General features: G+C 47.0%; 12 protein-coding genes and 1 rRNA gene. 10 read left to right on the plus strand and 3 right to left on the minus strand.

The window, feature by feature from the left end; translation table 11 throughout:
• Window positions 1-21 precede the first annotated feature (21 nt).
• The 3 genes from RCO25_RS07745 to RCO25_RS07755 all read left to right on the plus strand — a co-directional run bounded on the left by RCO25_RS07745 (window position 22) and on the right by RCO25_RS07755 (window position 2,901).
• Window positions 22-702, plus strand: coding sequence for a hypothetical protein (locus RCO25_RS07745; protein ID WP_308995558.1), 681 nt, complete (start codon window positions 22-24; stop codon window positions 700-702).
• Window positions 703-1,583: 881 nt separating this feature from the next.
• Window positions 1,584-2,408 (plus strand): AAC(3) family N-acetyltransferase, encoded by an 825-nt coding sequence (locus tag RCO25_RS07750; RefSeq protein WP_308995559.1) that lies wholly within the window; start codon window positions 1,584-1,586, stop codon window positions 2,406-2,408.
• Entirely contained in the window at window positions 2,398-2,901 is a 504-nt protein-coding gene (locus tag RCO25_RS07755) for a GNAT family N-acetyltransferase (RefSeq protein ID WP_308995560.1), read from the plus strand. Before RCO25_RS07750 ends, RCO25_RS07755 begins: the two co-directional genes overlap by 11 nt.
• 63 nt (window positions 2,902-2,964) lie before the next feature.
• Here the strand turns inward: RCO25_RS07755 and RCO25_RS07760 are convergent, their stop codons facing one another.
• Window positions 2,965-3,633 (minus strand): AlkZ-related protein, encoded by a 669-nt coding sequence (locus tag RCO25_RS07760; protein ID WP_308995561.1) that lies wholly within the window; start codon window positions 3,631-3,633, stop codon window positions 2,965-2,967.
• 163 nt (window positions 3,634-3,796) lie between these two features.
• Here RCO25_RS07760 and RCO25_RS07765 point away from each other — a divergent pair, with 163 nt between their 5' ends.
• From RCO25_RS07765 to RCO25_RS07780, 4 genes are all read left to right on the plus strand, one after another.
• Window positions 3,797-4,312 carry a YhfM domain-containing protein gene (locus RCO25_RS07765; RefSeq protein WP_308995562.1) on the plus strand — a complete coding sequence of 172 codons (516 nt, stop codon included), beginning with the start codon at window positions 3,797-3,799 and terminating at the stop codon, window positions 4,310-4,312.
• Between the two features lie 73 nt (window positions 4,313-4,385).
• Window positions 4,386-5,291 (plus strand): copper amine oxidase N-terminal domain-containing protein, encoded by a 906-nt coding sequence (locus tag RCO25_RS07770; RefSeq protein ID WP_308995563.1) that lies wholly within the window; start codon window positions 4,386-4,388, stop codon window positions 5,289-5,291.
• Between the two features lie 26 nt (window positions 5,292-5,317).
• Complete coding sequence (locus RCO25_RS07775; RefSeq protein WP_308995564.1) at window positions 5,318-5,773, plus strand: GNAT family N-acetyltransferase; 456 nt, start codon at window positions 5,318-5,320, stop codon at window positions 5,771-5,773.
• A 36-nt stretch (window positions 5,774-5,809) separates the two neighbouring features.
• Complete coding sequence (locus RCO25_RS07780; protein ID WP_308995565.1) at window positions 5,810-6,559, plus strand: spermidine synthase; 750 nt, start codon at window positions 5,810-5,812, stop codon at window positions 6,557-6,559.
• Between the two features lie 20 nt (window positions 6,560-6,579).
• On the opposite strand, the gene RCO25_RS07785 is transcribed toward RCO25_RS07780, so the two are convergent.
• The gene (locus RCO25_RS07785; protein ID WP_308995566.1) at window positions 6,580-7,473 is read right to left on the minus strand and encodes a helix-turn-helix domain-containing protein; all 894 of its coding nucleotides are present in this window, start codon (window positions 7,471-7,473) and stop codon (window positions 6,580-6,582) included.
• A gap of 147 nt (window positions 7,474-7,620) precedes the next feature.
• Between RCO25_RS07785 and RCO25_RS07790 the strand changes: the two genes are divergently transcribed.
• On the plus strand, window positions 7,621-10,545 hold the full coding sequence (locus RCO25_RS07790; protein ID WP_308995567.1) for a family 78 glycoside hydrolase catalytic domain: 2,925 nt from the start codon (window positions 7,621-7,623) through the stop codon (window positions 10,543-10,545).
• A 115-nt stretch (window positions 10,546-10,660) separates the two neighbouring features.
• Here RCO25_RS07790 and RCO25_RS07795 read toward each other — a convergent pair whose 3' ends face one another.
• Entirely contained in the window at window positions 10,661-11,146 is a 486-nt protein-coding gene (locus RCO25_RS07795) for a DinB family protein (protein WP_308995568.1), read from the minus strand.
• A gap of 121 nt (window positions 11,147-11,267) precedes the next feature.
• On the opposite strand from RCO25_RS07795, the gene RCO25_RS07800 reads away from it, so the two are divergent.
• Window positions 11,268-12,215 (plus strand): helix-turn-helix transcriptional regulator, encoded by a 948-nt coding sequence (locus RCO25_RS07800; protein WP_308995569.1) that lies wholly within the window; start codon window positions 11,268-11,270, stop codon window positions 12,213-12,215.
• Window positions 12,216-12,551: 336 nt separating this feature from the next.
• Window positions 12,552-12,875 (plus strand): 16S ribosomal RNA (locus RCO25_RS07805); the annotation flags it as partial.

A 12,875-nucleotide genomic window follows, 5' to 3' on the forward strand; every position in this document is an offset into this window, starting at 1 on the left:
AGTAATAAGGGGAGATGGAAAATGATACGAATGAGGAGAGCAGCGTTCATCCTTTTACTGACTGCTGAAATGCTTCTAACCGCCTGCAGCAATAAGCCGTACGGTCATTATCGGGATGATCAAATGATCGGTTTCATAGACACTTTGAACGAGCAGGAGCAGATAGTCGGCTTTAATATCTCGGAATGGTCGAAACGCGATGAACCGGGTCCGGATATAGCTGATTGGGGAGCGGGTTACGAGGCGCGCGTGCTCCCAAGCACGAAAATTACCAATGAAGCAGGCGAGAAGCTGAGCTGGGAAGATTTGAAGCAAGGGCAGAAGGTGCAAATCAATCCTTCGAAAACCGAGAAGAAAACGGAAACGCCGGATGAGCTCATTATTTTGACCATGCCGAACGAAGAGCTGCTTGCGAGAGCGGGATTGCTTGCCAGCAAAAATGGCAGCTACAAAACGACGGTTGTTTACGAGAAAGGCAAGCCTCAGCCTTACCCTGTGGAAGAGATCGAGAAGGATGCCAGTATTGTTCTTAATGGGGGCTACGGCTGGATGGAGCATAACCCGGGCTACGTGATGGATGTGAAAAAAGCTTTTAGTCTCGAAGCCCTCCCTGTCTTTCTCGTATTCGACACAGAGAAGCTTGTACTGAAGACGGAGCGTTTGGAAGAAGCAGCGGCGTTCATCAGCTCGATGGAAAAATAGTTCTGTTATAGTTGTCTATTGTACAAACGGCGGTGTAGAGTGTAGAGAAGCAGCCCCGGTTTGCAGGAGCGCCGATACCAGCCCATATTTGTGTGTTTTTCAATGCTGGCGCTCATGGTAGTTAAGCCCCTTAACTACCGCGTGTTCCGTGCTGCCGCTCCAGTTGTTAAGTCCCTTAACTACCATTATGTGTTCTGTGCTGTCGCTCCGGGTAGTTAAATCCATTAACTACCATTATGTGTTCCGTGCTGTCGCTCCAGATAGTTAAATCCTTTAACTACCATTCCGTGTTTCAAGTCTACGCTGCATATTGTACAACGGAAACCTTACATATGAGGTACAATGGTGGGCTAGATTGCAGTTTGTACAATGGGATAGCTCCATTAGCGCCGTAGGAGCCCACTAGCTGCTGATTCTATTGCACAAACTGCTGCGTAGCGCGGTACTTTTCACTCAATATGGCATTCTATTGCACAAACTGCAGTGTAGGATGAGGACAGCGGTTTTTATGATAAAATGATTTGTTAAACGGGTAGTTGAATCTATTAACTACCATTCCGTGTTTCAAGTCTACGCTGCATATTGTACAACAGAAACCTTACATATGAGGTCCAATGGTGGGCTAGATTGCAGTTTGTACAATGGGATAGCTCCATAAGCGCCGTCGGAGCCCATTAGCTGCTGATTCTATTGCACAAACTGCAGCGTAGCGCGGTACTTTTCACTCAATATGGCATTCTATTGTACAAACTGCAGTGTAGGATGAGGACAGCGGTTTTTATGATAAAATGATTTGTTAAACGAAATTTTAAATGATTGGTTAAACGAACTGTTAAATGAATGGTTAAACGATTAAGAACGAATATGAAGGTGTGATACATATGGAAGAAATTCAAGGAGAGCTTTGGACGTCCGAATCATTGAAGGAAGATTTCAAAAAGCTGGGCATCAAGCCAGAGATGACGGTCATCATGCACAGCTCGATGAAGTCGCTCGGCGGTTATGTTGCCGGAGGGCCGGTTGCCGTCATTTTGGCGATAGAAGAGTGTCTGGGCGAGAGCGGAACGCTCGTTATGCCGACCCATACGGGAGATTTATCCGACCCGGAGCACTGGCGCTATCCTCCCGTCCGGGAGTCATGGTGGCAACCCCTAAGAGATTCGATGCCGGCCTTTTCCGCGGACCTTACTCCGTGCAGAAGTATGGGGATTATAAACGAAAGCTTTAGAAAACAAAACGGGGTTGTGCGCAGCAACCATCCCCAAGTATCCTTTGCTGCTTGGGGTGCCAAAAAAGAGAGCATTACAGCCAATCATAGCCTGGCATACAGCCTGAGTGAACAATCTCCCATCGCTAGACTATATGAGGCGGAGGGCTGGGTACTCCTGCTCGGCGTGGGCCATAACCGCAATACATCCCTGCATTTGGCGGAGTATCGCGCGCAGTATGTGGGCAAGTCCGAAATGACAAACCATGCCCCTATACTTGAAGAAGGCGTGCGAAAATGGGCTGGTTTTCAAGACATTGATTTTAATTCGGATGATTTTGAACAGCTGGGCGAAGCATTTGAACGGGATACCGGAAAAGTACGGAGAGGTACGGTTGGCCATGCTGCCGCGCTGCTCATGCCGGTAAAGGAATTAGTCGATTACGCGGTAAGTTGGATGGAACGGCATAGAGGGCACAAAGGAGAGCATGATGATTGATACGTTAGTTTTCGAAGAAATTCAGGAACAGCATCTGCCTGCGATTATGCGCACCTACAATTATTACGTTGAACATACAACGATCTCTTTTCATACGGAGCCGCTAACCCTTGAGGAGATTAGGAACAATGTGATACATCAAAGTCCCAAATACAAATCCTTCGTTATTTTAGACGAGGGCATGTTCAAGGGGTATGTTCTCATCACCCAGCACAAAAATAAGCAAGCCTACGATGTCACCGCCGAGGTGACGATCTATTTGGACCCGGAACAGCTAGGTCACGGCATTGGAAGTAAGGCAATCGCTTTTCTCGAAAAACAAGGAAGAGCAAGCGGCTTTCGCGTATTGATCGCAACCGTATGCACCGAGAACGAAAGAAGCATCCGTTTGTTTGAGAGACACGGCTATACGAAATGTGCGCATTTCAAAGAGATTGGCTTTAAGTTCGGAAGAAGATTGGATATTGCCAGCTATCAGAAAATAATCGAATAACACATAAAAGGGGAGATGCCCGTTAGCTTGCGCTAACCTGGTGCATCTCCCTTTATAGTTAATCTAAAGCGAAAACCGCAGCTTCTTATCCAAATATTTCAGCGCTTTTTCAGTACATACCGCGCTTAGCTCCGCTTTGGCGACCGTTTTTGCTTCTGCTAAATGGCGTGGCGCTTCCGGTGCTTCGTTGAGTGTTTCATAAAGCCAATGGTCAGAGCTCTCAAAGCACATGCTGCTCCAGCCGCCCTCGAAATCACTCTCTTGCGCGCCGGTAATGACAATATCAGCGTAGTTTTGAAGGTCAACGAGCGCCCGCTCGTAATCCTTTTTTTGTTCCTTGGCCGTTAATTGGGATTCTTTGCGCAAGTTCCTCGAATCGATATTGCCGGCTTCCTTAATGATTCGATAAATGTTTCGAGCGTCCTGAGAAAGCAAACCGCTGCTGTATCTCTCTTCTACGCTTTTGCCTTGGGAAAGCAGCATCGGAATAAACGGAAACAAGTCTACATGAATGAAGGAAGCTTTGGTTCCGAAAAACTTCCCGTATGCCGCATGCTCATCCTTTACGATCTTGACGCGCCACAGCCAAGGGTCCAGCTCGGTATCGGTATGCCAGCTGTCGCTCGGCACGACGGAGGTAAGCGAAGGATGCTCGGGAATCAGATCGGAAAATGGAAAAATCTTATATTGATCAACAAGCTGTACGAACTCCGGATACGTTGTAATACTCATGCTTTCACTCCTAAAGTAGATTACTCTATTATTCTAGTAATTCCCATGATTATCCTGCTTTACACGAAAGATATGAAATAAACCGAGGCGAAACTTTTTTGTCAGGGATGACGTCTTATACGTGAGTATCACCATAATATATGGTTCTATTAGGAGAGGACTGGTGTGGTATTTGAAGAATGCAATCGCATTAGCGGCACTGGCAGCGCTTCTTCTCACTGGCTGCACTGCTGAAACGGCGAGGATCAAGGGTACGGGTGGACAGGAGTCAGTCGTAGTTCAAAATAATGGAGCACAAGAAATTTCCTTATCCAAAATTTCGGGTGAACGAAACGATGCCGTCGTATTTTCGGAAAATGAAAAGCTGGACATCATAGAACGCGCCATTCAAACGGCAGAAGCGCTGCCTGGATTATTGAACGTGACAGCGCCCCGCTACGAGCTTACTGTAAAGCGTCAGCTGCAAAAGCAAAATTTTCATCTTTGGATTGAACCCGGCAGTGAACATGGCATGATTATGGATGTTATGGACACTCATCAAGGGTATGCCCTTACACAGGCTGCAACAGCTGAGCTGCTGCAAATCATCGAGGCGGATGAACGCCTTCGTATCTCCGAGCCAAAGGAAAGAGAAATCGTTACGCACGGAACTCCACTCACCGAGATGGTCTACAAATGAGAAAATGGGGTTTTTTTCATGGGGAAAAGCGAGAATTCACAATAACATGCCATGATTAGGGAAGGGATTCATAATGAAAAAATGGATGAAAACGGCGGCGGCTGCATTAACCGTAGCAGGTGTACTTAGTGCGGGCACTGTGGTTATGGCTTCACCTATCTCACCGACACCTGTCAAAATATTTATTAACGGTTTATACCAGGACGATGTTTTAAATGTGAATGGCAGAACGATGGTCCAATTGAAAGCTTTTCATGATCCTGCTAAAATTAGCTATTCCTACGAGTCGGCTACGAAGAACATTATCATCAAAAATCCGGTTAACAATATAACGGTGCGTTTGAAGGACGGCTTGAAAACGGCCGATATCAATGGCAAGAAAATCGCATTAGATGCACCGGTTACGGTGAAGCGGGGGCGGACCTACGTGCCTGTCCGCTTTGTAACGGAGAGGCTTGGCGGTACGGTCGCCTATAGTAACGCTGGAAAGCAAGTTATTGTCCGGACACCTACGGGTGAAGAGCAGTTCAAAACGCTTATGAGCGGTGAACTCGATAAAGCGCGCGTCGCTGCACTCGGTCTTCCGGAGTTAAACTACGGAAAAGAAATTCAACCCTATGGGGAAGGCTTTACGACCATTTACACGTTCCCGATAGGAGAAGCACTCCGTTATATAATGGAATATAGAGGTTTAGTGACTTATGTCGAAGTCAACGAAAATGGCATAGCCGAGGTCAAATGGCAAAAGGATACGATAGGGAAAAATGGCGAAACGGGCCAAGAACCGAAAGCATTTGGCGAATCCGTTTATTTTATGAATAATCTAATGGCGGATATTCTGTCGTACGGAACGGTAGACAGCACCGGAAAAAGTACGGAGTTGGCTGCCATTGACCGCTATAATAATCCACAGTTTGCGTATGTTCTTATCATGCCGATTGAGGGCGAAGTGAGGACGGATGCAAAATTGACTGAATAAGCTCAGAAGGAAGCGTGTTTGCCATCATGATTGAAAAAATCGATATAACTGATCCGCGCATCGCGAAGGAAGTGCTTGGCATTCAAATACCTTCTTACAAGGTAGAGGCCGAGCTGATTCGTTTTGAGGAGCTGCCCCCTCTAAAAGATACCGTGGAAACGCTGCGCGATTGCGAAGAAACCTTCTACGGCTATTATTTAGGCGGTGAGCTATGCGGGGCCATAGCGATAATAAGGGAAGCGGGCACCATCGATATTCATCGCTTGATGGTTCACCCGAAGCATTTCCGAAAAGGAATGGCTAAGGAGCTGCTGCAATATGTAGAAGGCCTTGCGGGCAGCGGAGGTACAATTGTGGTTGCAACGGGATCACAAAACGCCCCGGCCGTAAGCTTTTATAAGCAAAGCGGTTTTGCGGAAACGGAAGTTTTTCTGGTGGAAGACCGCCTGTCGATTACTTCTTTCAATAAGATGATACGATAAGCTATATATTTACTTGGGCAGAAGGAGAACGAATCATTGCAGCTATTAGTGAAGGCAACCAGCGGCTCTCATGAGATTTCCGTGTACGAAGCCAATCAGTTATATGGGGAGATCGGGAAATATCGTTTCTTGCAATTTTCGGATCATGCGATTCAGGGGGCGATTGACTTGAAGAACCCCAAGCGAATCGTGCTGGAATATCCCAGGGCGGTTATACACTTGATGGAGAGGAACAATCCGGCCTTCGAAAATGTTTTTATGATCGGTCACGGAATCGGAACCATCCCCGCGAATGACCCGGATAAACGATTTATCGTAGCGGAAATCGACGAGAGGGTAGTCGAGCTAAGCAGAGCGTACTTCCATTACCAAATGGATAATGTTCGGATCGGAGACGGGCGCCGGCTGCTATGCGAGCAGGAGCGGAGTGAGTTTGATTTTATTATTTTGGACGCCTTCACGGAGGCAGGCACACCTTATCATTTAACGACCTTGGGTTTTTTCGAATTGGCCAAAGATAAGCTGAACGCCAAAGGCTCGATTATTTTGAATCTGATGGGCAAAGTGAAAAATGACAAAATAATGAATGCCATTTATACGACGCTGGGAGCAGCCTATGCTTATGCCAAAGTGTTTTCGCTGCCTGCTGAGCATATCGCGGATATAAGAAATATTATTATAGTAGGAAGCTGCAAAGCTATCGATTTTGATCATAAGGAAATGGCTGGCTTCTATGAAATTGAGCTGGAAGAAGGCCATATCCTGATGGACAAACGAGAAGAGTGAGCGGGACTGGGACGAATCGGCTATTGTTTCTGTTCTTGTATCACCCGGCGATATTCGCGAGGCGTCATACCGGCAATTCGTTTGAAATGGGTGAGAAAGGCATCGATATTCTTGTAACCTACCTCTTCCGCAATAGCGCTAATTTTCTGCTGCGAGCTTCTTAATAGCTCGCAGCTTTTTTTGATGCGCAGATGCTGAAGATACTGGAGAAAGGACTGTCCGGTATGCTGCTTGAACACGCGGCTGAAATGCCGCTCACTCCATTCGCACCGGGCAGCAAGCTGTCCTACTGTCATACTCTCGTGCGCATGCAGCTCCAATTCGCTGAGTATCTGTTGAAAGGGGACAGCAGCTTTTCCTTCTAATAAAGGTTTGTTCATTTCTCGCATCAAGCGATAGATAGATACGAGCAGCTGTACGAGCAGCGCCTGAAGATAAGCGGGCGATCCGTTTTGCGGCTGCTCATATTCGCGCAGCATGCTCCGAATCAAACTATCGATTTGGCCGTTGGAATCAAATACGGATTGAAACGCCGATGGCAGGGTCAGCTGTTTTTCGAGAAAATCGACAATCGGCGGCTCACCGCCAATCCATTCCTTCAGAGAGACGAGCAGAGACGGCAGGAAGATGCAATTATATACAATTAACGGAGGACTGGTTCGAGAAGGCGTTGAAGGCCGGAAGACATGCGAGACTCCGGGAGGCAAAATAAACAATAAGCCTTTGTATACCGGGACAACCTCTTCTCCGATATGATGGAAGCCTTTTCCCTCAGCTACATAGGCGAGTTCGATGAAATCATGATTATGCAGCGGAAGCTGAAAGTTTTCGGTGGCGCGGTTTACAAAGATAACGTCGTCGTTTTTTTGAAAATATTGCTCAACCTTGTGCAACTGCGTAGGCTTGCTCGGCATGATGTGATCGACCCTTTCACTGAATGTCGCTTTTCAGGGATTAAATGTCCGAAATAGGGGTAAATGAGTACCTTGATTTTACTATAATAAGAGATAGAATGCACGGGCAAGCACACTATAGCTGGCATAAAAGGAGCAGAATGACACATGGTGAATAACGATTGGAATGCGAGCTGGATTTGGGGCGGAGAAGCTGTAAGCCCTCGCAATGAATGGCGCTGCTTTAGGAAAAGCTTTGTTGTTGATCAATCGACTGACGGTATAACCTCGCCTTCGAATACGACTTTGCGAATCAGTGCGGATTCTCGTTACGTTCTTTATATCAACGGCAAGCAAGTTGGAAGAGGGCCTGTTCGTTCGTGGACCGTCGAGCAATTTTATGATGTGTATGAGGTGGGCCATCTGCTGGTGCCGGGTCAAGTAAACACGATTGCGGTGCTGGTGCTTCATTTTGGAGTATCTACCTTCTATTATCTACGCGGCCGCGGCGGCTTACTCGTTCAATTAGACAGCGGCAACGATACCGGTACGGAATCGAAAACGCTTCTAGCTACGGATGAAACCTGGAATACCTCCGTACATGAGGGATATCATACACGCTCGCCGCGTATGTCCTGTCAGCAAGGCTTCTCCGAATATGTGGATGCTGGCTTGTGGGGGGAAGACTGGATTGAAACCGCCTATCAAGATGCGCGATGGGAGAAGTCGAAGATCATAGGGCCTGTCGGTACGGGGCCGTGGACGACGTTATTAGAGCGGGATATTCCTCTTTTGGCTGAGTACCCTGTATATCCATCACGCATTTTAACCTTGAACAGCGTTCAATCCTTCACGTACTCTACAGCCATTGATATGCGGAATCAAATGGTTGAAGGCAGCGAGGAGCATGCCAATGTTGTAGGGTTTACCGGGTATGCGGCAACGGTTTTGTGTGTAAGTGAGGAGACAGAAATCATTCTCGGATTCCCAAATGCCGGAGAATGTGTTGGTTCAGTATCGTTGAACGGAGTTAAGCTGGGCGAGGATCGATTTACGGGTGTCCTGCCTGAGCGCTATGCGGCAGTTACGCTAAGCAGAGGCGACAATTTATTGTTAATCGATGTAAGCGGACAAATGCATACGGGCAAGCTGCATTTGGGTATTTTCAGCGATGTGCCAGTCGAGCTTCGAGCTCCGCTAATCGAAGCGGCTGAGCAGCAGGGGGCTTCTGCTTTCATTACGATTGGTCCCTTTGACAGCACCTTTTATTTGGATCATCAGCAGTCGAGAGAAATTGATTTTGAAGATCAACGATATAGAGAAGTGATAGACAAGGTAGCTTCAATTGATGACTTGATAGCGTATTCATCTTATATTCGTTCAATAGATGAAAGCTACGTGAGTGAAGCGGATGTATTCGGCCTGTCCATCTGGAAGAAAGAAAGTATCTCCCGCACGATTCCGACAGCTCTGCAAAACGCATTGATTCCAAATGCCTCGGCTGGCGTTATTCCGGTTTATCCGGGTCTCGATACTGAAATCGTCATCGATTTCAGCAAGGAGCTTACAGGCTATCTGTCCTTCGAGGTCGAGGCAGAAGCGGGAACGATTTTAGACTTTTACGGATTCGAGTATATGACGGAGGATTATCGTCAGGATACGTATGGACTGGATAATACGCTTCGTTATGTTTGCAAGGAAGGCAGACAGCGGTATGTGTCCCCTATTCGAAGAGGACTGCGTTATTTGATGCTTACTGTCCGCAATGCGGTGAAACCGGTTAAGCTGATCAACGTTCATTATATGGCAAATCATTATCCTGTTGCCGAAATCGGCAGGTTTCAATGCTCAGATCCGCTGCTTAATGATATTTGGGAGATCAGCCGTCATACGACGAAGCTCTGCATGGAGGATACGTTTGTGGATTGCCCGGCCTATGAGCAGGTATTCTGGGTGGGCGACAGCCGCAATGAGGCGCTGGTCAGCAATTATTTGTTCGGCGTAAATGATATCGTGAAGCGCTGCCTCCGTCTTGTGCCGGGTTCAAAGGATCAAACGCCGTTGTATGCCGACCAGGTTCCGAGCGGGTGGAGCAGCGTAATACCGAACTGGACGTTTTTCTGGGCGATAGCTTGCCGTGAGTATGTGGAGCAGACGGCGGATTTAAGCTTTGCCAAAGAAATGTATCCGCATATCCGCTTTACGCTGGAGCATTACTTAAAGGAGATCAATGAGGATGGCCTGCTGGCGATCAAAGGCTGGAACCTGCTCGATTGGTCGCCGATTGATCAGCCGAATGACGGCATTGTAACTCATCAGAACTGCTTTTTGGTGAAAACCTTGCGAGTCGCCTCCGAGATGGCGGTCTTCTCGGGCGATGCGGAAGGGCAGCGGAAGTTTGCGCAGGCGGCAGATGACCTTCAAGCTGCTATCAATGCGCATCTATGGTCAGAGGAGCAAACCGCTTATCTCGATTGTATTCATGTGGATAGCCGCAGGTCAGACATCTTCTCCGTGCAAACGCAGGTTGTCGCTTATTTGACTGGTGTTGCGCAAGGCGGGCGGAGAAGCGTGATGGAGCGTTATTTGCTGGATTCGCCTGCTCATTTTGTGCAAATCGGCAGTCCGTTCATGTCCTTCTTCTATTATGAAGCCTTGTCGGAGTCCGGGCAGGTCTCAACGATCGTCGATGACATCCGCCATAATTACGGGCAAATGATTGAGCATGATGCTACAACCTGCTGGGAGATGTATCCGAATTTCTCGGAGAACCGGGCGAACCCCAATATGCTGACGAGAAGTCATTGCCATGCCTGGTCCTCTGCGCCTGCCTATTTCCTCGGGCGTGAGGTGCTCGGGATTCGCAGTTCGGCAATCGGATGGAGCGAGGTGGACATCATGCCTAATCCATGTGGATTGACTTGGGCGAAGGGGAGCGTGCCGCTTTCGGATTCAGGACGAATCGATGTATCGTGGAAGCTCCTCGCAGAGCAAGTTATCGAAATTTCCGTTCACTACCCAGAATCAGTTAAAGTAAATATCAAGATACCGGAGGGGTATCAAGGGATTATTCGGGAAAAGAAAAGCGTGTAGCACAGGTGTAAAGGAATAGGATCATAGCCTGCTCTTTATTGAAGCAAAAAAATAAGCTCTCACTGTCCGCTGGCAGTGGAGAGCTTATTTGTATGTGCTGCGCATGCTGCTTTGCTTAGTACAGATCGAACATGTTGACGGCATAGCCTTGCATTTTCAAGTAAGTAAACAGCTGTGCGCGGTGGTGCTGGGCATGAGTTGTAATTTCAATCAACCATTTTGCCTGAACTGAACCCTGCTCCAAATAAAAGGGCTTTGTTTTCTTGTAAAGGAAATCTTCCTCATGGAGTCCTTCCATATACGCTTTTACTTCATTAAATCCCGCAGTCATCCATTCGATTAGACGTTCCTTGTCGCGATTAGCTGCAATATCAGCTTCGAGCTTGCGAATCACCGGTTCGCTATTTTCTTGAAGAATAAGCAAATCAGAGGATGGGACCGATACGAGATGCTCCACAAGCTCCAGCAATGACCTCATATTGTCATGGGGCTTGAAATCCCAGTGTTCCGGTGAAATTTTAAGAATGAGATTCGAGGATGTTTTGACGATATGCTCCAATTCCTCAAGAAGCAAATCCTTGACTTCGTTAACAGCAGGCATGTTTGTTCACTCCGTTCATCAAATGTAGTGATGTTGATTGCTTAATTAGGCTCAACAACAATTGTAGTCTATAATAGTGACAATAGTTGTCATAATTATAAAAAAGAATTGGAGCATAGAGATGTCTAAATCGAAGCGACTTATCGAATTGATGATGACAGTCAATAGAATGCGGAAGTTCACCGTTAGGGAGCTTGCCCATGAGTTTGGAGTATCAACACGAACGATATTGCGAGATTTACAGGAATTAAGTGAGCTTGGCGTTCCTTTATATTCCGAGGTCGGGCCTCACGGCGGCTATCAGGTACTGAAGGAAAGAATTTTACCGCCTATCGCTTTTACGGAGGAAGAGGCAGTAGCGATATTTTTTGCAAGCCATGCCCTCAGGCACTATTTATATCTTCCCTTTGAGACAGAAGCCTCTTCGGCACTCAGCAAGTTTTACTTTTATATGCCTGGCGATGTCCGCGATCGCATCGATCAAATGAAATACCGTGTTGATATTTTCACACCCGAGAGGCAATCAAAAGTATCTTATTTATCCATCCTGCTGGAAGCGTCTATTCATCAGAAAGTATTGCTCATTGAATATGAATCGCGGGAAGGCAAATCTAGCCGGCAAATTCAACCGATCGGCATATATGCCAGCAACGGTTTATGGTATTGTCCAGCTTACTGTTTTCTGCGGGCGGAGCTGCGGTTGTTCCGCTGTGACAGAATGAAATCGGCCGAGTATGATACATCCGATTTAAAGCCGATGGATTTGCGGGATGTGCATCTTGAAAATCGAGATGCGTTTTTTCAAACAAAGGAGGAGTATATCGGCATAAATGTGGATTTGAGCAGAGAAGGCGTTCAGCGCTGCGAATCTGAGCTGTGGCCAACGCCTAAGCTTCATATTTATGAGGACGGCACAGGCCGTTTGGATGGACAGGTTCGTAAGGTTGACCTGCCGTTTTTTTCAAAGTTCTTTATGGGATTAGGAGATGAAGCTACTGTTAAAGAGCCCACCGAGCTGATTGAACGTATGAAGCAGATTGTTGCTGCGATTATGGCTAAATACAAATAACAGGCAAGCTAAGAGATTTGAATGTTTGAAGGAATGTACATTCGGTTATTCTGATGAGGAATAGACGGGCGCAATCCCCTTTATTATGGGAGAAAGGAGTCTTATTGAAATTAATTTAAAAAAACACTTGCATTACTAGTCTTGTCCATGGTATATTCTTATTCCGGCCAAGAAATACACCGGAACGAAAGAAAAAAGATTGCTCTTTGAAAACTGAACAACGAGTAATAACTGCCTCGCAAATCCTTCGGGATAAGCGAAAAAGCGATAAAAAGTAATGAGCAAGTCAAACACATGAAGCTTTTCTTATCGACATCGCGTCGATGCGAAAACTTCCATTTGGAGAGTTTGATCCTGGCTCAGGACGAACGCTGGCGGCGTGCCTAATACATGCAAGTCGAGCGGATCTCGCGTTTTCTTCGGAAAACGCTTGGTTAGCGGCGGACGGGTGAGTAACACGTGGGTAACCTGCCTGTAAGACTGGGATAACATTCGGAAACGAATGCTAATACCGGATACGCAGCTTGGTCGCATGACCGAACTGGGAAAGATGGAGCAATCTATCACTTATAGATGGACCCGCGGCGCATTAGCTAGTTGGTGAGGTAACGGCTCACCAAGGCGACGATGCGTAGCCGACCTGAGAGGGTGATCGGCCAC

This window comes from Paenibacillus sp. LHD-38 (assembly GCF_031157315.1).
Classification (GTDB): Bacteria; Bacillota; Bacilli; order Paenibacillales; family Paenibacillaceae; genus Pristimantibacillus.

Excerpts from the sequence above, each read along its gene's own strand:
- RCO25_RS07775 (WP_308995564.1), top strand. The coding sequence starts at position 5,318 with ATGATTGAAAAAATCGATATAACTGATCCGCGCATCGCGAAGGAAGTG.
- RCO25_RS07745 (WP_308995558.1), top strand. The coding sequence starts at position 22 with ATGATACGAATGAGGAGAGCAGCGTTCATCCTTTTACTGACTGCTGAA.
- RCO25_RS07785 (WP_308995566.1), bottom strand. The coding sequence starts at position 7,473 with ATGCCGAGCAAGCCTACGCAGTTGCACAAGGTTGAGCAATATTTTCAA.
- RCO25_RS07795 (WP_308995568.1), bottom strand. The coding sequence starts at position 11,146 with ATGCCTGCTGTTAACGAAGTCAAGGATTTGCTTCTTGAGGAATTGGAG.
- RCO25_RS07750 (WP_308995559.1), top strand. The coding sequence starts at position 1,584 with ATGGAAGAAATTCAAGGAGAGCTTTGGACGTCCGAATCATTGAAGGAA.
- RCO25_RS07800 (WP_308995569.1), top strand. The coding sequence starts at position 11,268 with ATGTCTAAATCGAAGCGACTTATCGAATTGATGATGACAGTCAATAGA.
- RCO25_RS07760 (WP_308995561.1), bottom strand. The coding sequence starts at position 3,633 with ATGAGTATTACAACGTATCCGGAGTTCGTACAGCTTGTTGATCAATAT.
- RCO25_RS07790 (WP_308995567.1), top strand. The coding sequence starts at position 7,621 with ATGGTGAATAACGATTGGAATGCGAGCTGGATTTGGGGCGGAGAAGCT.
- RCO25_RS07770 (WP_308995563.1), top strand. The coding sequence starts at position 4,386 with ATGAAAAAATGGATGAAAACGGCGGCGGCTGCATTAACCGTAGCAGGT.
- RCO25_RS07755 (WP_308995560.1), top strand. The coding sequence starts at position 2,398 with ATGATGATTGATACGTTAGTTTTCGAAGAAATTCAGGAACAGCATCTG.